Source organism: Exiguobacterium marinum DSM 16307 (assembly GCF_000620845.1).
Classification (GTDB): Bacteria; Bacillota; Bacilli; order Exiguobacteriales; family Exiguobacteriaceae; genus Exiguobacterium; species Exiguobacterium marinum.
In genome coordinates, this window is sequence record NZ_KK211189.1 from 1,796,419 (window position 1) to 1,816,693 (window position 20,275).

At 47.1% G+C, this 20,275-nt stretch carries 21 protein-coding genes; 4 read left to right on the top strand and 17 right to left on the bottom strand.

What is annotated here, in order from left to right:
• Window positions 1–64: 64 nt before the first annotated feature.
• The 3 genes from P400_RS0109550 to bglA all read right to left on the bottom strand — a co-directional run bounded on the left by P400_RS0109550 (window position 65) and on the right by bglA (window position 2,793).
• Window positions 65–388 (bottom strand): ArsR/SmtB family transcription factor, encoded by a 324-nt coding sequence (locus P400_RS0109550; protein WP_026825977.1) that lies wholly within the window; start codon window positions 386–388, stop codon window positions 65–67.
• Window positions 389–457: 69 nt separating this feature from the next.
• Window positions 458–1,267, bottom strand: a complete 810-nt coding sequence (locus tag P400_RS0109555; RefSeq protein ID WP_051545975.1) for an MBL fold metallo-hydrolase — start codon at window positions 1,265–1,267, stop codon at window positions 458–460.
• Window positions 1,268–1,356: 89 nt separating this feature from the next.
• Window positions 1,357–2,793: a 6-phospho-beta-glucosidase BglA gene (bglA, locus tag P400_RS0109560; RefSeq protein ID WP_026825979.1), complete on the bottom strand. Its 1,437-nt coding sequence runs from the start codon at window positions 2,791–2,793 to the stop codon at window positions 1,357–1,359.
• Between the two features lie 137 nt (window positions 2,794–2,930).
• Between bglA and P400_RS0109565 the strand changes: the two genes are divergently transcribed.
• Window positions 2,931–3,641, top strand: a complete 711-nt coding sequence (locus tag P400_RS0109565) for a GntR family transcriptional regulator (RefSeq protein WP_026825980.1) — start codon at window positions 2,931–2,933, stop codon at window positions 3,639–3,641.
• A gap of 48 nt (window positions 3,642–3,689) precedes the next feature.
• Here P400_RS0109565 and P400_RS0109570 read toward each other — a convergent pair whose 3' ends face one another.
• The 4 genes from P400_RS0109570 to P400_RS0109590 form a co-directional block, all read right to left on the bottom strand.
• A complete protein-coding gene (locus P400_RS0109570) occupies window positions 3,690–4,151 on the bottom strand; it encodes an NUDIX hydrolase (protein ID WP_026825981.1) in 462 nt (153 codons plus the stop codon).
• A 25-nt stretch (window positions 4,152–4,176) separates the two neighbouring features.
• The gene (locus tag P400_RS0109575) at window positions 4,177–4,764 is read right to left on the bottom strand and encodes a hypothetical protein (protein WP_152538885.1); all 588 of its coding nucleotides are present in this window, start codon (window positions 4,762–4,764) and stop codon (window positions 4,177–4,179) included.
• Window positions 4,765–4,886: 122 nt separating this feature from the next.
• On the bottom strand, window positions 4,887–5,609 hold the full coding sequence (locus P400_RS0109580) for a hypothetical protein (protein WP_026825983.1): 723 nt from the start codon (window positions 5,607–5,609) through the stop codon (window positions 4,887–4,889).
• A 752-nt stretch (window positions 5,610–6,361) separates the two neighbouring features.
• Window positions 6,362–7,624 (bottom strand): NCS2 family permease, encoded by a 1,263-nt coding sequence (locus tag P400_RS0109590; protein ID WP_026825985.1) that lies wholly within the window; start codon window positions 7,622–7,624, stop codon window positions 6,362–6,364.
• A gap of 282 nt (window positions 7,625–7,906) precedes the next feature.
• On the opposite strand from P400_RS0109590, the gene P400_RS15840 reads away from it, so the two are divergent.
• Complete coding sequence (locus P400_RS15840) at window positions 7,907–8,029, top strand: hypothetical protein (RefSeq protein WP_255349577.1); 123 nt, start codon at window positions 7,907–7,909, stop codon at window positions 8,027–8,029.
• A 212-nt stretch (window positions 8,030–8,241) separates the two neighbouring features.
• Here the strand turns inward: P400_RS15840 and P400_RS0109600 are convergent, their stop codons facing one another.
• From P400_RS0109600 to P400_RS0109620, 5 genes are all read right to left on the bottom strand, one after another.
• Complete coding sequence (locus P400_RS0109600) at window positions 8,242–9,741, bottom strand: PH domain-containing protein (RefSeq protein WP_026825986.1); 1,500 nt, start codon at window positions 9,739–9,741, stop codon at window positions 8,242–8,244.
• Window positions 9,738–10,265 carry a PH domain-containing protein gene (locus P400_RS0109605; RefSeq protein ID WP_026825987.1) on the bottom strand — a complete coding sequence of 176 codons (528 nt, stop codon included), beginning with the start codon at window positions 10,263–10,265 and terminating at the stop codon, window positions 9,738–9,740. Before P400_RS0109605 ends, P400_RS0109600 begins: the two co-directional genes overlap by 4 nt.
• Before the next feature lie 65 nt (window positions 10,266–10,330).
• Entirely contained in the window at window positions 10,331–10,573 is a 243-nt protein-coding gene (locus tag P400_RS15135) for a WGR domain-containing protein (RefSeq protein WP_034771062.1), read from the bottom strand.
• Window positions 10,574–10,710: 137 nt separating this feature from the next.
• On the bottom strand, window positions 10,711–11,178 hold the full coding sequence (locus P400_RS0109615; protein WP_026825988.1) for a hypothetical protein: 468 nt from the start codon (window positions 11,176–11,178) through the stop codon (window positions 10,711–10,713).
• A 252-nt stretch (window positions 11,179–11,430) separates the two neighbouring features.
• Entirely contained in the window at window positions 11,431–12,522 is a 1,092-nt protein-coding gene (locus P400_RS0109620; RefSeq protein ID WP_026825989.1) for an FUSC family protein, read from the bottom strand.
• A gap of 175 nt (window positions 12,523–12,697) precedes the next feature.
• Between P400_RS0109620 and P400_RS0109625 the strand changes: the two genes are divergently transcribed.
• Window positions 12,698–13,318 (top strand): NAD(P)-dependent oxidoreductase, encoded by a 621-nt coding sequence (locus tag P400_RS0109625; protein WP_026825990.1) that lies wholly within the window; start codon window positions 12,698–12,700, stop codon window positions 13,316–13,318.
• A 16-nt stretch (window positions 13,319–13,334) separates the two neighbouring features.
• Window positions 13,335–16,721 carry a dynamin family protein gene (locus P400_RS0109630; protein WP_026825991.1) on the top strand — a complete coding sequence of 1,129 codons (3,387 nt, stop codon included), beginning with the start codon at window positions 13,335–13,337 and terminating at the stop codon, window positions 16,719–16,721.
• Window positions 16,722–16,860: 139 nt separating this feature from the next.
• On the opposite strand, the gene P400_RS0109640 is transcribed toward P400_RS0109630, so the two are convergent.
• The 5 genes from P400_RS0109640 to P400_RS0109660 form a co-directional block, all read right to left on the bottom strand.
• Window positions 16,861–17,841, bottom strand: a complete 981-nt coding sequence (locus P400_RS0109640; RefSeq protein WP_026825993.1) for a Gfo/Idh/MocA family protein — start codon at window positions 17,839–17,841, stop codon at window positions 16,861–16,863.
• A gap of 9 nt (window positions 17,842–17,850) precedes the next feature.
• Window positions 17,851–18,258 carry a GNAT family N-acetyltransferase gene (locus P400_RS15140; RefSeq protein WP_326931452.1) on the bottom strand — a complete coding sequence of 136 codons (408 nt, stop codon included), beginning with the start codon at window positions 18,256–18,258 and terminating at the stop codon, window positions 17,851–17,853.
• A gap of 153 nt (window positions 18,259–18,411) precedes the next feature.
• Window positions 18,412–19,080 (bottom strand): hypothetical protein, encoded by a 669-nt coding sequence (locus P400_RS0109650; RefSeq protein ID WP_026825994.1) that lies wholly within the window; start codon window positions 19,078–19,080, stop codon window positions 18,412–18,414.
• A gap of 6 nt (window positions 19,081–19,086) precedes the next feature.
• Window positions 19,087–19,767 carry an LPXTG cell wall anchor domain-containing protein gene (locus P400_RS0109655; protein ID WP_026825995.1) on the bottom strand — a complete coding sequence of 227 codons (681 nt, stop codon included), beginning with the start codon at window positions 19,765–19,767 and terminating at the stop codon, window positions 19,087–19,089.
• Window positions 19,768–19,866: 99 nt separating this feature from the next.
• Complete coding sequence (locus tag P400_RS0109660) at window positions 19,867–20,235, bottom strand: PH domain-containing protein (RefSeq protein ID WP_026825996.1); 369 nt, start codon at window positions 20,233–20,235, stop codon at window positions 19,867–19,869.
• Between the last annotated feature and the right edge of the window lie 40 nt (window positions 20,236–20,275).

Below are 20,275 nucleotides of genomic sequence, written 5' to 3' on the forward strand. Positions count from 1 at the left end.
ATGTTTAAACTTTTAAACGTATTGGTGGAAAAGAAGCCTTTCTCTCTGTTTCCAAAAAGAAAGGTCAAAGGATGCATTCGTCTTCAATCGCTCGTGTCAGTGCCTTCAGCAGTCCGACCGCGTCCTCGAGCGTCAGGAAGTAAAAGTTCTCTGTCCCGACTTTCTCGGATGAGACGATGCCCGCTTGTCGCAACAGTTTAAGATGATGCGAGATGGCCGGTCGAGACAACTCGATCTTTTCATCAATCTGATTGACGTTCAAGCGTTCATGTTTGGCGATCTCGACGATGATCCGTTGCCGATTGACATCGGCTAATACTTGGAACAGTGGGATCGCATCTTCAAATAAAGAAAGCGATAACTCGGGTGTTGTATCTGTTTGTTTCATATTCATCACTCCGTTTAAAAGTTTAAACGTTTAATCCTACATTTAGAATACTAGGTGATCCGCCTTCTGTCAACGAAGTTGTTCGTAGACTTCCCGAAGAATACTTGAAATCATATGCCTGGAGTCATAATCCCGCTTGGAGATTTTGACGAGCGGTGACGGATCAGGGAAGAGATGGGCGTTGATATCGTCAATCGTATAGCCCGCAGCCGTTTTCGTGATCACGTCATCGGTCAAGCGTTCTAGGTAGTCAAGCTTTTTAGTCAATTGCGCCCTCCCCTGTTCGAGACGCCCGGCATGTTGGCAGTATACTTCCTCGAAATCAAGTGTCAGGACACGCTTGAGCGAACGGATCTGTTCAGGGACCGACTCCTCTGGAATCATCACTTTCGGATACGGATGGACGAACAAATCACCTGAGAACAGTCGACCGTTCTCCTCATCGTATAAGACGACGTGATTCGGTTCATGGCCGGGTGTATGGATCACCTCATAGGAATGATGTTCTGACGTGATTTGATTGTCATGATAGGGGATTGGTTGAAACGGTTCCGGGTCACCGGAGAAGCGCGCCCGGTAATCCGGGATGTCTAGTCCCGTTCGGCACATTTCCAATGCGGATTCACGTATGTAGATCGGTACCCTGTACGTTTGATCAAGCCAAGCTGCCGTTCCGATATGGTCTTCGTGAGGGTGTGTGATACTGACAAGGTCGATTGGGACCGATTCATAAAACGATTGGAGAGACGGTAGCATCGTCCGTGTCCCCGTATCGATGATCATGCCGTCGATGTAATACACATACATCGACATTTCGAATGGACCGTTCTTTACTTTGGCACTAACGGCCGTCACCGGTCCATGTTGTTTCACTTCCATCAGGCTTCCCTCCTGGATCGTCATTTTCTACATTATAACGAAAATAAGCAAAGACCTGCAGACATTTCACAGTTCTTTGCTCATCTTATTTATAGATTCTCTCCATTCGTTGCGATGACACGCTTATACCAGTCGAACGAGTCTTTCTTCATCCGCTCCATCGAGCCGTTCCCTTCATTGTCACGGTCGACATAAATCATCCCATATCGCTTCTTCATCTCGCCTGTCGTGAACGAGACGATGTCGATAATGCCCCAAGGGGTGTACCCAATCAAGTCGACCCCGTCATAGAGGACGGCTTGCTTCAATTGTTCGATATGGGCCTTCAAATAATCGATTCGGGATGCGTCATGAATCTTCCCGTCGACAATCTCATCGACGGCACCGAATCCGTTCTCGACGATGAAGAGCGGAATCTGATAGCGGTCATACAGACGATTGAGCACATATCTGAGACCGACCGGGTCAATCGCCCAGCCCCAGTCACTCGACTGGATATACGGATTCTCGACACCATTCGGCAGACCACCGTTGACGATATCTCCGCTGTTGTCCGCGACGACGTCACTCTTCACGGTCGTCGACATATAGTAGCTAAAGCCGAGATAATCGACTTTCCCGTTCTGTAAAACCTCTTCGTCCCCTTCAAGGATCGGGATGTTGTATCCTTCGCGCTCGAACTCGTTCAATGCGTAACTCGGATAGAACCCACGTACTTGTACGTCCGGGAAGAAATAGCGTTGGCGCATCATCTCTTCGGCGAGCATGACGTCGTCCGGGTTCGATGAATACGGGTAGATTGGGACATGCGACACCATCGCCCCGATTTCGAAGTCCGGATTGATTTCTTTCCCTTTGGCGACGGCGAGGGCGCTCGCAATCAGTTCGTGGTGCCCCGTCTGATACATGACTTCGCGGGCATTCTCCCCTTCTTCTAGGAGAACACCCGAATTCGTCCATAAGAAGAGCGGATTGTTGACGTCCATCTTGTTGTTGATCTCGTTGAACGTCATCCAGTATTTGACCTTGTCTTTGTAACGGTCGAAGCAGACCTCCGCGAAGCGGACGAAATGGTCGACGACGGCACGGTTGCGGAAGCCACCGTATTCACGGGCAAGGTGGAGCGGCATCTCGAAATGCGAGAGCGTGATGATCGGTTCGATGTCATGTTTGAGTAACTCATCGAACAAGTCGTCATAAAATTGGAGACCCGCCTCGTTTGGTGCTGCATCATCCCCGTTCGGGAAGATGCGACTCCACCCGATCGATGTACGTAAACATTTCAATCCCATTTCAGCGAAGAGGGCCACATCTTCTTTGTAACGATGATAGAAATCAATCGCCTCATGGTTCGGATAGAACTCATTCGGTTCGACCTTGTCCGTGATCCGGCGCGCGACGCCGTGTGCACCTGCCGTCAAGACATCGACGACACTCGGTCCTTTGCCATCAGCGTCCCAACCACCCTCGAATTGATGAGCGGCGAGTGCGCCTCCCCATAGGAAATCTTTAGGTAACGTCTTCATCCTCTGTTCCTCCTTTTGATATATCATACATGGCAAGTATAATTGTACCGGTACAATTATACAAGGTCGGTACATTGAATTACTTTTGTTTTTTTCATGATATAATAGAACCAGTGACGAAAAAGTGAGGAATGACCATGCTAAAATACCAACAAATCGCGAATGAAATCGAACAATACATCCATGAACAAAACTTAAAACAAGGCGATAAGCTCCCTGTCCTTGAGCAGATGATGAATCAATATGCGGTGAGCAAGAGCACCATCACGAAAGCTTTAGAGCTGCTCGAACGAAAGGGTGTCATTTTTCAACTGCGGGGAAGCGGCATTTTCGTCAGACGACATAATCGACCTGGCTATATGAGCCTCTTCTCTACCCAAGGGTTCAAGAGCAATCTCGGAGACCGCGTCTTGACGTCTGATGTGATTGATGTGTCCGTCGTGAAGCCAGACGCTACGGTTGCGGAAAATCTCGGGATTTACGTGACTGACGATGTGTACCGGGTCGAACGGGTAAGATATGTGGACGGGGAAGTGCTTTGTCATGAAGAATCGTATTATGTAAAAGCCATCGTCCCTTATTTGAATCGCGAGATTGTGGGCGACTCTATTTTCGATTATGTCCAAAGTGCGCTCGGTGTCACAATTGGTTTTTCTGACATGTATCTACAGGTCGGGCGATTGACGGACGTGGAAGCGGAACACCTCGGATTGCAAGAAAATGATCCAACGCTTCGCATCGAAACGATCTTTCATCTGACGAACGGGAAGCCTTTCGACTATTCACGGATCACCTACCACTACGCACATTCGCAGTTCGTCATTCAGGCGAACGGACCCTATATGTGAAGAAACCCCTCATGCGTGCATGAGGGGTTGTTTGTCGCGAGATGAATATCACTTCACGACGGGGAAATTAACCTGTTCGACCCAATCGTCAATGAACCGACGTTGATGTTGATGTAATCGCGGTAGGTCTTCTCTTGAGAAAAATCGATGTTCGTGACTTTCGTCTGTCAATTGAGCGATTTCTCCTGAGAATGAATGGGTGTAAAAGATGACTTGAACACTATAGACGCGATCACCGTTTTCATAAGTGGCATATCCCTCATCACCAGAATAGATTCCGAACAGTTTCAAATTATCCACGGAGAGCCCCGTCTCTTCGAGAGTTTCACGGATGGCTGTCTCTTCAAATGATTCCCCAGGCTCCATAACGCCACCAGGGATTCCCCAAACGCGATGATCTTTTCGGTGTTGCAATAGAATTTGATTGTCCTGTTCGATGAGGACTCCACATCCTATAGTGATTAATAGATTCGATCCGATTAATTGACGCATATGTTGTATGTAACTCACTACACTACCCCTCTGTATTTAGAATTCAAAAAATCTTGATATCCCCATTCACATGATCAATGAAAGAGTACGTATCGTCAGCATCATGTGCGAGTATGAAATTTCCTAGTATATTTGGATGAAATTCAGTAGTAAACGTATCAAATGTCTGCTCGTATGTCGGATATGAAAGGGACTGCCACACATTCTTCGCCTTCGGAACTTGAAGCTGAGGCAATAATTCCTCTTCAATCAATCCTCTCCAGTCTGGGTTATGCAACGTGAAGCGATAAACGTTCTCACGAGGACCGTACGTTCCACCTAAACCAAACGCCAATTTGATGGGAAACGCGCCTCTAACCACATGTTCAAAGAATGTCTCGATTTGGACAATACCAGCTGTCACGACATGTCTCACTTGGTTTCCTTGAAGCGTCAACCCGTCTTCGTAATAACTTACGACCCAATCTCCTCCTATATAGAGGACAAGCACCTCATACAGAGAGAGAGTTAGTTCCGATTCTAATGTCTCAAGATTCTTGATGATTTTGGTCGTCACATGCTTTTCTTGCCGTTCAAAAGAGAAGCGTTGTTTTCTCGTAGCTTTCACAGTCCGTTTCCGTTCAATGCGCAATGGAAAGTCCTCATTCTTCAGATGTCGAAAAATCAATCGGTTTGCTTCTCCTTCTTTCAGTGCATGACTCGGTATGATCACTATTTCTAAAGGTCCATGTTGATTGTATAAGTCTTTTGACATCATGCTGTTTTTCGTCTCTTGAGGAACCAATATCCGAATGGAAACATCGCTAACACCGCAAAGCCAATCAATCGATTGAGGCTCGATGTTGGATTGTTTGATTTTGCTTCATCCGAATAGTCACCCGCGCCACCCATCATCCCTTCTTCAGCAGATTCCTCGAGACTTGCATGCTCTTCAATCAATAAGGTTTGGAAGTCCTTCGTTGAAATTGCATCCCCGCTGACCATCTGTTTTGAGTAGGTTGTCAGTGCCGTCAACATGCCCCCGTCATAATCAAACCACGCGGACTTTTCTGTGTATTTCACGAGATCGCCTTGTACGTCTATCAACGCTTTTGGGGTTTCTTTATCTGAACCGAACGTTGAGAACGCATATGTACCCGCTGATTGTTCATACGTTCCGATCACGTTGACCGGTTCATCATCTTGAAAGACGGTCGCTACATATTCTTTTTTAGGGACGAACGTGCACGTTTCCCCCGTTTTGTAGCAAGAGGTTGACGGGATATACGTCTCTAACAACGGACCGAACGTGATGTTCTCGCTGTCGGTCATATGATAGTAAGTCGGGTCGTCCCCTCGAATATGATCCATCACAATGTCATAAAAATATGCATCCGCAAATCCTTCCGGCGAAGATTCTGTCATCTCGGCTGATACGGTCGTCGTGCTTGCAAGCAGTCCGGCACAACATATGAGTAAGCTCGTCATTCGTTGCATGTGTTTCTCCTTTCATCACCCTGAAGATTTCAGCAGCATCGCGTGATTGATGTGAATCAATTCGGCGTGCGGCTGTTTGTGACGACTGACATATGAAGTAAAACATGATGACGCAACAAACGCGTTCGATCCATGAATCATCGCCAGTCGGACGAGAATGAGCCGTAATTGTTTTCTTCCTCCTCCTAATAACTTTCGTTTGTCATGACAGTCAGTGACCAAATCGCAATGCCGCTCCCTGAGATATCTATTGATGAATAGTAACGATAGCCTAGTTGACCGAAATAGGAGATGAAGGCGACCATTAGCAAGGAGAATAGAATTCCTGATACAAAGATTGTCTTGGCTTGCTTCATTGATGTTTCCGTTTATGTATATTCGATTTCATCTCAAGTGACGGTTCCCCTCATAAATTTAATCCTTTATTTGGAAATAGGATTAAAAATATTATACCATGCACCTTAACGGAATATTCAGTTATTTACCGACGAATAAAAAAATGTCCGTTCATTGAACGAGCATCCACACTTCTCTTACTTCATCATCTTCACCAAACTTCCACTCTTCAAATCCACATACGCATACATCCTGGTCACTTCGAATGCCCCATTTAGTGATGAATGTTCTTTATTGAGGGATTGGAATCCATTTTTGACTGAGGAGTCACGAATTACAGCGATTATAGCATGAACCGTCTCATTCGATTCTTATAAAAAGGGCACCGTTCGTGATGAACGATGCCGTGCGTGTCTCTATAACCAGACTGGTAATGAGAAGAAAACTAAGAACAATACGGTCAAGACACCGACGACCGGACTGAGTGACCGGTAGCCCTTCTTGAACAAAACAATCATCGTGTATGCGATGAACCCGAGACCGATCCCATCGACGATGGAATATGTGAACGGGATCATGATGATGACGAGAATCGCCGGGAAGGCATGCTCCCAGTTATCGAGAGGCAAATGCTTCACGTTTTGGAACATCATCATGCCGATGATAATCAACACCGGTGCAATCGCCGTCACAGGGATGATTGCAAAGAGTGGTAGCAATATGAGCGATACCACATACAATCCAGACGTGACGAATGAAGCAATCCCGCCTCGTGCACCGACCGAGATCCCGGCAGCCACTTCGACTGTTGAGACAGTTGGGCTTGACCCGAACATGGCCCCGGCCATCGTCGACAAACCTTGTGCGACGAGACCTTTCGGCGCCTCTTCTTCTTTGCCGATTGCCCGTGTCTGATTCTGGATCAAGCTGATGTTTTCAATCAACAAGACGAGCGTCAGTACACCGACCGCGACCAAGAAGAGCGGAGACGCAGATTCCGCGAACGAGATGTTTCCGAATACCGTGCCGAATGACTCGAAAAATGGTGTCAATGCGAAGCTTCCCGTCCATTCTAGTGTTCCCATCACGGCACTAAGTCCGACACCGAAACCGATCGTCCAAAGGAAGCTGCTCGGTCCCATCTTCAAGAACAGCAAGATGGCGACGAAGAGTGATAAAAAGGCCACCTGGACGTTACGCTCACCGAGGTCACCGATGTGGAGCAATGCCCCACCCCCGCCTGAGACGATTCCAGCCGCCTCGAGACCAATCAAGATGAGGAAGAGGCCGAGACCGACCGTCAATCCGTCATGAATGATTGGTGGAAAGGCGTTCGCCAATTTCCTCGCCACTTTGGTCACCGTCAACAATACGACGAGTACACCTGAGACGAACGAGACGGCGAGCGCACTTTGCCAGCTCAAGCCCATCTGCAAGACGAGCGTGTACGTGAAGAGCGCGTTAATCCCCATCCCCGGTAACAAGAGCAGCGGAAGATTGAAGAATCCCGCAATCAACGTCCCGATGATGCTTGTCAAAATCGCTCCGACGAGCGCCCCTTCGAACGGGAGTCCGGCTTGTGTCAAAATTGCCGCATGCACGGCCGGGATGTATGCTGTCGCCAGGAAGTTCAGCACGCCCCCGTATGTTTCTGTTTTCCATTCTGTTTGTTTTGCCATAGGAATCAATCCTTTATTGGCACCCTCACCCACCCGTGTATACACACGAAATTGATTATATCCTGTCAGACATCTAACAAGCAAGAGCGATTCGACTCAATTCCTTCTTTGGACCCATTCATGAGACCAATTCCATCAAAAGATTCATTTTGAAAAACAAGAACGTTTGTTCTTATTTTTAACGTCATTTTACGAACAAATCTGTTATAATGAAGGGGCAGGTTAACGCAGCAATAGTGGGGTCAGCCGCCAAGTCCACAATGGAGGAAGGCGGTGGTGCGGATGGAACAACTTTGGACCTGGGTTGGAGATTATGTCATGATCCCAATCCTCGCTCCGATCATCGTTCACTTGGTGATTCACCGAACATCCGATCGTGCAACGTCTGAACGCACAAAAAAATGACCCCCTCGGCGCAATGAGATGGGTCACTTTCTGATTCACTAACCATTGTGGCGGCTGGGACCACTCTTAAAGTGGTAGCCTGTAAGCCAGAGGTCGGTGTGTCGAGCACCGGTCTCTTTCTACTTGCATCATACCATACTTTATCCGCGTTTTCAGTAAGAGAAACATCATTTGACACGAAAATCACAAATAATTCAAACGCTCAGGAAACTTTATCCTGAGCGTTTTTCTTTGAGTTCGTTATAACGAGAGAACCAGACGAGCATCTCGTCCGCTTCTTCTTTCGGAATGTCGTCAATTGTCTCGATGGACAAGAATCCTCCTCGAGTCGAGAATTGAACCGTACAAAGTCCGAACCGACGTTGCAAGAGCGATTGCTTCACTTGAATCTGTTCGATTCGCGGTTTGTCCGTCAAGAACGATTGGACGTTGAATGCTCCAGTCCGTAACTGAATGAATTGATCGGTGCGGACATACTTGGTTGTGACGTAACTGAGCACGCGTCCTCCGATGATAATGGCCCATAACAGGAGGAGCCACCATGCGTAATCTCGGAAGAAGTAGAGCACGAGTCCTGATAGGATGAAGCCGAACCAGCTGATTCGTAGTAGTTTGATTCCTAACGCCCGTCTCGGGAGTCGATGCAATTCATCCGACCATGTGAAATACGCAAAGTGTTCACGTAGGACGCGCATCGCCCGGTCACGCCGCACGAACGGGAGAATCGTCGACGACTCGTCCTTCAATTCATCCATCGTCCCTGCTGCCACGAGTTCGACTCCGACGATGTGGAACCAGCGACGGATGAACGTCTCCTTGATGCGAATCGCTTGAATTTTCTCATATGGGATCTCTTTCGCACTCCGGTTCAACAATCCTTTTTCGACACGAATGCGCTCCCCTCTCCGCTCGAGCCGGAAGTTCCCATACTTCAAGAAGTTGATGACCATGCCGATCACGACCGATAGCATCAACACCCCGATGACGAGAAGACCGATGACGATGATGGACGCACGGATGACATAATCTTCGACCTGATTGAACGCCCCATCCAAGTTGATGAAGTCGTCAATCGACGAGATGATTGTCGAGGCGACAGGGAAGATGGCGAAGACAGAGAGCGATGTGACGGAAGCCAACACGATTTCGCGCGTCGACAAGGCGTATAACAGACGGCTTGGTAACGGCTCTGACTGTTCAGGTGTCGCATCCGACTCTTCAGAATCGCCTTCGGTTTGTGCATTCTGTTTCCGATGACGAACTTGCTCGAGAATCTCTTCAAGTCGTTTGGCTTCGGTCGGAAAGACACCAGCCAGTTTGAATGATGCATCGTCACTGTTGGCATTCGTATCGAACGTCAATTCCACGACACCAAGCAATCGATAGAGGAACGGGCTGTTGGAATGGACGCTTTGAATTTTATAAAGCGGAAGCGACTTTTCTTTTTTCAACCAGTTCCCTTCGATGACATAGACGGTCTTTTCATCGAGTGCATATCGGAAGTTTAACCATCCAAAGAACTTTTGGACAATGTCGAGTAATAGGAAGAGTAAGATTCCGACGCGGATGATGATTCCGAATGTCGATTCCCAGTCGTTGTTAAGCACAAAGAGTAAGACGATTGGAATGGCGAACGACTTGATGACTTCGAGAATACGCAGCACCAAAACGCGACTCGGGAGTCGATGCCATGTTAACGCAGTCTCGGTCATACGACATCCTCCTCTTCAATACGTGCATAGATGGCAATCTGCTCGCGGAGTGTCTTGGCGAATGACTCCTCGATTGCATAGATGTCATGAGATCCGGCCGCTGTCCCGATGGTGATGGTCTGTAACCCATATTTACGGAGAAGCGGTCCTTGTGCCGCATGGACATACTGGACTTTTGTCATCGGGATGAGCACATCGTGTGTCGTGATAATTCCATGATGAATCCGAATCTCGAGCGGCTGGACGTCATACGTGAATCGTTCTTGTTTCCACTTTTGGAACCAGATGAGATCAATCAAGCTATAGACGACATCGATGACGAGTAGCACGATTAAACCAACCTGTAGCCAAGTCGGCCAGTCGAACCAATATGCGGCAGCCACGAGCGCTCCCGTGACGAGAAGTCCAATGATATAAAAAATCGCACTTGATAACCGGAAGACGGCACGTGCCTCGATTGGAAGTGTTCCACTGATTCGTTGTGGTGTGACACCTTCTTCTGGTGTCGGTGTTGTTTCTGACATGGTGAATCCCCCTATCGTTCTTATGTATCTGTCTCTATTGTATACGTGTTTCTTCTCGAAAAGTTTCAGGATTCGGTCGGGAATGTACTTAAGCGTTCATCTAACTCATCAAATATAATTGATCCTCTACTTCTCAACTTTTGACGAATGAGGTTCTCTGCCTCTTTCATACACGCTAAATCTGACTCAAAAGACTTTACTTGTACCTTTCCAATCGTCCCTATTTTTCCGTAGTTTACAGCATACTCATCGCCATCAACTAAAATGTTCCAATACTTCGTAACCTGCTCAAACGACCGTTTGATCATTTAAATCCTCTTCCGTCCCAAAGTTTTATGGAGTAAGATGATTGTACCTCGGATGAATCAGAAAAAACGAACCTTTTAATCGGTTCGTTTCCTTCGTATTTCGTAATTTCTCTCGAGTGTGATGATGGATAATAGCTTTACTTCGGCTCGTAGCGGAATCGTGCGATTTTTTCGTTCGCTCTCGCATAGAGTGTTTCCATTGAAAATCGACTCGGTCGAGAAAGATCTTTGGCGTATACGGCTTCAATCGTTTTGTCGATGTAGTCATTTTCTTCTTGAAGATATTCCATAAGTAACATTTTATAGTCTTCAGAAGTCGCTTCCTTCTGTTTCAATCCGTTCAGTTCATCAAGGTATATATCATTTTCTGCTTTGAATCCTTCTAGCTCTTCGACTGCCCCTGCCACATCTACCGTATCCATCGGTAAACTTGATAACATTAACATTTTTATTTGATGATTTTGAGCATCTGCGAGAATGGTTCCGGCATCAAATGAGATAACTGGGCGAGGATCAATTTCTTCAGTAGAGGATGTCGCGCCACAACCAATCAAAGACATCATCATGGCGGTCATCAGGAAGAGTGTTACTAAAATCCTGTTCATGTGCATCCCCCTTCAAAATCAAGTCATAAAGGCAACGTTATCAATGATTTCTCTAGACTAACATAATTTACGTTTATTACCAAATGCATTGTTGTAAACTCATTGTTTTATAGTAGCTATTCACCCTTTATAATCGACTGATAATCAAGAAAAAATCACTACAAAAAACCACGAAGGTACACTCGATTCTGTGCACTCATTCATGGTCTTATGAAATGGTGGTTGTAATTTTCTTGATGGCTTGCTCGTCCCTTAATCCTCGAAAAACCATTTCTTACGTGGTTCCACTTTTAAGTTGTCCCCATGTTTCTTCATTTCAGTTACAAGATAGCGTTCGAGTTCATTCATTGCCTTGACCCAATCGGTCATCGTCGCCACGAGTGGCACAACGATGAGAATGAGTTCTTCCTCTTCTTCTCTCATTCTCTCAATCATCAGTTTCGCAAAGTCAAAGTTCTCATGGATGAGATCCTCTTCCCTGTCGATGAGATGTTCGTTCTCGAGTTCATAGGCTGAAAACAGACGCTCATGTCGACGTAACAAGTGACGAATATGGCGATACAACTCTTCGCTTAGTTGCGGGGGGAGTTGTTCGATTGTATGGAAGTCATGATCAAGTTTCTCGATGACATGGAGTGCAGCCCGGTTCGTCTCAATCATCTTAGATTTAATAACGGCTCGTCGGAAAATCGGCGTCTTCTTCTCAAGCCAGCGATTCGCTTTAATTTCTTCTTCAAAATAAGCATATGTTTGCTTTGAGTCACTATGCAACTTCTTCGTTTCAGGTAGCGACTCGAATGATGAACGACCGCCTTCCGTTTCAGCAAACAAACGCGCGATTCGGACGACCATTTGAAAGACATCGGTTACTTGTGCTTCGAGTTTCCGTTCATACCGAGGTGGGAACAAAAGTGCGTTTACGATTAACGCAACCGTAATCCCCATCATGATGAGTAAGTAACGTTCGCCCGCAAACACCCAAACCGGCATATCGGACTGACTTGCCCCTTCCATGATTAGAATCGTCGTCAAGATAACGGTGCGCGTCGTCGATTCTAAATTTAAAAAGAGAAGGATGGAGATGGCGATGATGATGACGAATCCGATTGCAATCGGTGTCGGATTCGGAGTCAGTAGCAAGGAACCGACCGCAAGCAATGCTCCGATGAGATTCCCTTTCATCTCCTCGATTAGGCGAAGCCCAGTCTGATAGACAGACGGCAGAAGTGCCAGTGACGCAGCGAGTGCCGGGACGACGATTTGTTGGAATTGAAATGCCTCGGCAATCAGCAAGACGATTGCGACCGACAGTCCGGTCTTAATAGTTCTAGCCCCAAATTTCATGTAGTGGTGCCTTCCTCTCTTACACCTGTCATATGTATTTTTTGCCTTCTTCCTCAATTCTAAAACGTACCATATTCTTTTCAAGGGGAAATGAACCATTTCAGGCAGTTTTGTGAACGCTTCCGTGTTATGATGGCGTTGGATATTTCTTTCATCTTGATGGGGAGGGGTTTACTTGTCAACAATTGCTTTATTCGGCGGAAGTGGCCGTACAGGGGAACGGGTGCTTGAACGCCTACTCGAAAAGGGACATCGCGTCACACTTCTAACAAGACAGTCGCTAGGTTCCAATGAAGGGATCGATGAAATTCTAGGAGATGCGACCGACCGAGAGGCTGTCATTGAAACGGTTCGATCTGCAGACGTCGTCATCTCGGCGTTAGGGACGGACAAACAAAATGTATTGTCTACATTCACACCACTCGTCGTTGAAGCGATGCGACAGTTTGATTTGTCCCGCATCATCACAGTCGGGACCGCAGGCATCTTGCAGGCACATGACAGCGATAATTACCGCTTTGAAACGAGCGAATCGAAACGCTCAACGACGACCGCTGCCGAAGATCACGCTCGGGCTTACGAGTTATTACGAGATTCCGGATTGGCCTTCACAGTCATTTGCCCGACTCAACTGATCAATGAACCATCGAGCGGAGACATCATCGTGTCAAAAGAGGTATTGGGGACTAAACATTCAGGTCCAATTTCGAGGGACGATGTCGCCGATTTGGTGATGGCTTGTTTAACGGACGATGACTATGTCGGACACCGTGTCGGCATCACGACGGAATCATAATTAGGGGATGGGAAACATGCACGAACAACAAGAACAATTGGCACGGCTCGCTTTGACGTTTGAACAAGAGGAGATGACGGACGCTGCACGACTCGCCCGGACCGCCCTACAAAAAGTAACGAATGAAGAAGTATGGATTGCCGTCTGTGGTCACTTCTCAGCCGGGAAGTCGACATTGCTCAACGACTGGCTAGAGGACGGATTCCTTCCGACAAGTCCGATTCCGACGAGTGCGAATATCGTCACATTACGTGGTGGCGAATCAGCGGCAGCTGTCGCGATCAATGATACGGATTGGATTTCATTAGATTCTTCTTCCCTATCGAATATCAGTGACTATTGCAAAGTCGAGGAAATCAAGGAAGTCGAGTATACGATTGACCGGTTCCCATTTGATGAACACGTCGTGTTGATGGATACGCCAGGGATTGACTCAACGGATGAACGACATCGCCAAGCGACGGAGCGCTCGCTCTTCTTGGCCGATCACCTGTTCTTCATGATGGACTACAACCATGTCCAATCGGAACAAAACATCGGCCTGATGAAACAATTTAGTCGGGAAGGACGTCCTTACTCCATCATCATTAACCAAATCGACAAGCACGACGAAGGGGAGCTCTCCTTTGTAGACTTCAAGGCGTCATTGACGAAAGCATTCCGTCATCATGACATCGTCCCGAACGATACATTCTATATTTCACTTCGTGATGTACAGCACCCTTATAACGAAGTCGAGCGCTTGCGGTCGTATGTTCGACAAGTCATCAAAGAATCGAAACAGCAACAAGTCGAGCATGCTGATGCATTGATTCATACGTTGGTCCGACGCAACGAAGCATCGATTCAATCGACGTTGGATCAATTGCCGACCTATGAGAAGAGTCCGAAGGAAATGCAATCTCGCCTGCACCGCCTTGAGAAGAAACGGGCATGGTGGACATCGTTCCGTCGCGAATTCTTCAAACATCAGGCGCCAATCGTCGAGAGTGCACCGATCATGACCTATGAATTCCGTGAATTGCTACGTTCCTATCTCGAGAGTTGTGCCCCCTCTTTCAAGGTCGGTTTTTTGTTCTCGAAAGAGAAAACGAAGCAAGAACGCACTCGTCGTGAAGACGTGGCGGTCAAAGAGTTCAACCGTTTGATTGATATGAATTTACGTCCGCACCTCGTGAAGTACGCGGAAGACATCATTCGGGATTTGAAACTTCCAGAGACCTTGCTACCGAAAGGCGATGTCCTCCCGATTGCACCGAGCTCACTCATCACTGAACAAGTGAAGTCCGGCGCATCACTCAGCGGTGACACGGTATTACAGTTCAGCCGTGACATCGAGACGGCCCTGGCGACATGGGTGACGAAAGTATCAGAACCTTGGGTCCATTCGACGGATACGTACATGAAAGCTGAAGTCGACACGCGCTTGGAACTATTTTCAGCTGAAGAAGATGAGTTGTATGAAGCGCTCGATACGGAAGCGTTACGGATTCGTCTTTCCAACCGTTTGGACTCGATTCGAAAATATGAGGAGTTCCAACTTGATTCGAATCAATTAGATCAGTTAGCCGTTCGAAACTATGTCGACGCGACGTACCTCCCTAAAAAACAGTCGAATGTTGTTGAATCAGAGGTTGCATCGACATCGTTTTTAGAAGATGATTATGACTTATTTGATTTTAATTTTTCTTATGAAAATGCGGTATGTGAAATATTAGAGAATCATCCATTGTTCCGCTCCCGTGTCTCGACATTACGCAAGAAAATCGAGCGTGCGAAGCATGAACAATACACGTTCGCCATCTTCGGTGCGTTTTCGGCCGGAAAATCTTCGACCCTCAATGCCCTTCTCGGGGAGACAGTTCTACCGACCTCACCGAACCCGCTTACGGCGTCAATCACGAAGATTGTTCCGCCGAACGGCCGGACGAATCGAACGGCGATGATCACCTTCAAATCACGCGATGAACTTGAGGATGAGCTGCAAGATTATGGGACTTCCCTCGCCTCACTCGATGTCGACCACCCATTCGTCAATGCTGTTAAATCAGCACCGCTCGATTATCTCGGGCAAATGGAGACCGTCGACTATGACACGTTCTGCGCGTTCGTCGCACAAGAAGAGAAAAGCTGTATCGTGAAAGAGATTGAACTGTACCTCGACTCCCCTTGGGCACGACGTGGCATCGTCTTCGTCGACACACCAGGAGCCGATTCACAGTTCAACCGACACAGCGAGGTGCAATTCGGTTACATGCGTGACGCGGACGCCGTCTTGTTCGTCACGTATTATAATCATGCGTTCACGGAAGCGGACCGGGAGCTCGTCATCCAGCTCGGTCGTGTCCAAGGGACGGGAGATCACGAGATGTTCTTCCTTGTGAACGCCTCCGATCTTGCGACAGATGATGAGGAGCGGAATGCGGTCACAAACTATGTCTCACAACAGTTGACCGCGCTCGGTGTCCGTAGACCGACCGTCCTTCCAATTTCAAGCCGAAACGCCATGCAGGGGGATGACGCAGGATTCGATCGATTCGTCTCGACGCTTGAACGCTATGTCGACAAAGACCTTCGTCTCGCGAACGCGATGCGTATCCAGGAAGAAACGACAGCGCTACTCGCTGCATTTGATCGTGTATTGAACGAAGCGAAAGAGGACGCGTCGGCGAAAGAACATCGTCAAAAGCAATTGATTGCTTTATTCGAGAACCCGCCGGCACTCGATGTGTCAGCTCTCATCGACCTATTTGACCGGGAAGCGAAAGAACTCCTCGCCCACCTCGAGACGCGATCACTCCTCCGCCTCTCAGACTTCGTCAAGGAAACCTTCCATCCGGTCGAGGTCGATGGGTCAAGGAAGAGCTTAGAGCGTGCCCTTGGACGTACGCTCGATAAATACGCCTATGACATCCAACAAGAGCTCCAAGTGTTCCAGTATCGGTTGGAGCGATACGTTAAACGTGAGTTCGTCGCCTTGGTCGAACGGTCGACCGAACGTCAAGCATCTCTCCTTCCGACGCTTGAATTCGACCGTGAACTCGACGTGGCATGGCTACGACAGGCTGTCGAACCGATTCATCTCGAGACACCACCTTATCAGTCGGTATTGAAGCGCTATAAGAACGCGAGTCAATTTTTCGAGGGAGACGGTCGGACGCAACTGAAAGATGAGTTGACCTCACTTCTTCGCAATATGATTCGGTCGCGTCTTGAAACGATTCATACGAAGCAAGTTGAGCGGGCCAACGTAGAAATCAAGAAATCCGAAATCGAGATTGAACGAGAATGGTCGACTCAAGTGACGGTACTTGCCGATGCAGAGCTCAGCTTGTTAACGGACAGCCATTCTTTTGATGAGATGCATGAACGACTCGAGTCACTCAGAAAGGAAACGGTATGAACACACTACTTCTAATTGGACTCATCCCTGCCGTCGTCATGACGATTGTATTGGGATTGTTTCTAAGGTATCTCTATTTGAACAAAGAATAATGGAAACGGTCCTTGATGTGCAGACGACATCAAGGACCGTTTTATATTTATTTATCTGCTGGATAGACCACACCAACGTGTTTGCGCACGGTCGTCATCACATTAGCTAAGCGAATCATATCGGTCGCTGAGTGCACAGCCGTTTCTGTATCCTCCGCTTTAATTGCTCGGACGAACGCTTCGATTTCATATGACATCGGAGCGTTCTGCGCTTCTGATATGATTTCTGATGTGCCATCCCGTAACTCTAGACGGACATCATCGCACGTCGCAATATCATCGATGATGATGCGTCCCTTTTCCCCGATAATCTCAGAAGGCGTCGATGTCGCATGGATCTTTGAGTGCATGACCACTACATCAAGGCCATCATAGGAAAGGATGACCGTCCCGCTTCCGTCCACTCCAGATTCGAGTTTGACACCGCTCGCCTGGACGTCATTCGGTTGACCGAACAATTTCAAGGCGGGACCGAGTAAATAGACGCCAAGGTCCATCAATGACCCGTTCGAAAAATCGGGATTGAATGTATTCGGATTTTTCCCTTGTTTATACAAATCGTATCGGGAAGAATACTGTGATTTATTGAAGACGGCCCGACGTACCGGAGCGATTCGCTCCATCGCCTGTTGAACCCGTTCAAAGTTCGGCATGAATAGATTACGGAGTGCCTCAAGTAAGACGACCTCGTTCTCCTTCGCGACTTCAATCATACGAGTAACTTCCTGAACGTTCGAGGCGAGCGGCTTTTCACACAGGACGTGTTTGCCATGCTGCATGAACAAGATGCTCTGTTCGGCGTGAAGCGAGTTCGGGCTCGCAATATAGATCGCATCGATGACATCACTCTGCGCCATCTCTTCAAGTGATGTGAACGTATGTACGATGCAGTGACTTTCTGCATATTCGTTAGCACGCGACTCCGTGCGCGAGTAAAGTGCCGTCACTTCTACGTAGTCCAACTGATTGATTGTTTCGATAAACCAGTCTGTGATGAAGTTTGTACCAATGATACCAAAACGGATCATGTGAATTCCTCATTTCTGTTCTTTCAGATTTTTGATGAGTAGGATTTCATCCAATAAAGGAATCTTATCATATCCGACTTGTGGGATTGTCGATTTCTGTTTTCTTGCTCTCGTCACCGCATCATGAATGATTCGTTCTAGACGATAGCCACGACGTTGATAAAAGCCGAGTGCTCTCAAATTATCATTGGTTGTGATGACAATTGATTGCTTAACGCCATGCTTCATACTAATTTCTTCAACAGTCTGGAGTAAGCGAGAGCCAATCCCACAATTCTCCATCAGGCTATCAAGAGATATGATTTCTATTTCCTCATCCCGCATAACATATGTAACAAGACCGTGAATTTGATTTGATTTCATGTAGACAAATCCTCCGAGCTCTGTACAATCGTAGGTTCCCGAGGAGACGACCATTTGAGCTGAACCCCATTATTCAACAAAAAAATTGCGAATGTCTTCTTGCATATTAGAATGGATTGGTAAGATCATTTAGTTCTCCTCTGTTTATATATAATTAGATATTGAATACGGTATTTGAAATATGTAATGAGCTAAAATAATCTTTTATCATTTGTTATCATTCTGAAAGACTTCGGCACGCTCTCTCTCTTTAAACGGCCAACGATAAATTTGTCCTTCTTTCTCGACATAGGCAACACCGTCTTCAATCATCAACGACGAACAGTCAAGGAGATGACGTGGCATCGGATATATTTCAATCCACCCGTTCGCATGGACATGAACGAGACGACCATCGATTGAAGAGATGACCCATACCCCCTTCTCTGACGTACACATCACGTCGCAGTCATGAAGAACTGGGCCCTTTCTGACCTCTTGATTATATTGAAAACGTACGGTTCCCTCTTTTGAGAAGCAGACGAGAGCCTCGGTCGAGATCCCTTCTCCAAAGATGCCCTCGTCCCCGTAACCAACCCAGATCCCGGTATCATTGATCTCAACCGCTTCAATCGCGTTACCTGCGTGAAATGAATGTTTGATGTCGCCGTCTACATCTAGCACCCACGCATTGGTTGGTTCCCCTTCTAACGTAAACGCCCAGATGAACAAGTGATTCTCGTCAATGATTCGAATACCCGCCACATATTCATGCCGATTGAAGTCCATGATCAACCCATTCCAATGGATGTAGAAGTGATGATTGGACTTGACCAAACGAGCTGAACCCATTGACTTGCGCGTATCGGAATCAACCACCTCTATTTCATCATTCATACACAATCACCCCTTACCGTCTTCCAATCGCTTGAAATGTAATGCCTCTCGAAACCGTCTAGATTCTTCATCACTCACCACTTCGTCTATATATCTTGATTTCCAATAAGGCGAGAGGTCCACCTCTTCCACACCGATCCGCTTGAACCAATCCAACACCGTCTCATTCGATTGGTGTCTTGAGGAAATCGGCAAATCCAAATTGAACTGGATGAGCGCATTCCGAATCGCACTATCGGTCCATTGGATCTCACTGGGTTCTACAAATCCTTTTGCTTTCGTCGTTCTGTTTCCCCGTTTCACACTGTTTCTTGAGAAATCAATGGTCGAGACGACACCCTTTCTTTTACGTAGCATGCTGAGCGTCAAAATCAGGAGAACGATCAAGCCTCCAATAAGGAACCACATCCAGACTGAATTTCCCGTCTCTGTTACCGTCCCACCTGTTCCGAACGTATAGTCTAAAAAGTCATTTTTTAAAAATGGAAGATCATCATCTTTCCACATACGGAGCTTCCCATCAAATGCGTCGCCGCTAACACCATCTTTCCCAGAAAAACGTAGTATAATTCCACCGTCTGTCGGGTCGTGAAACCATTCCCAAAATAGACGAGCCAGATGGATAAATCCAGTCACCAACATCAAACTGCCGAGCATGATCATCAATAATCGGGTTGTAAATCGCATCGTAACCTCCGTCACACATTATGTATGATCGTATCATGTATGATAAGAGATTGTCAGAAAAATCCAAACGAAAAGACCGAGAGTTCTCGGTCCACTGTTTTACAAAATTGCTTCTGCGAGCAATCGGTCGAACTTACGCACGTCCACTTTTTTATTCAGATTGATTTTAATTGTACCGGAACGGGTGAACAATTGAACCTCGGAGTTCAAGTCAAACATTCTTCCTGCATTCTCCGTCGAGTACATATTAATCGAGTCGTACGGAAGCGAGTAGACTTCAATCTTCTTCCCCGTGAGTCCTTGCGCGTCGCGCACAATCAGACGTTTGTTCGTGAAGACAGCGACGTCACGTACTGTCTTATAGGCAGCGACCGCTCGCTCCCCGTCGATGAATGACTCCGTGATATCACTCGGCACCTCACACTCCGAATAAAACGTCCAAGATAAATCTCCAATCGGGTTTCCCATCTTGATTCCCTCCTTAATGAATTGAATGTACTATCCCCTA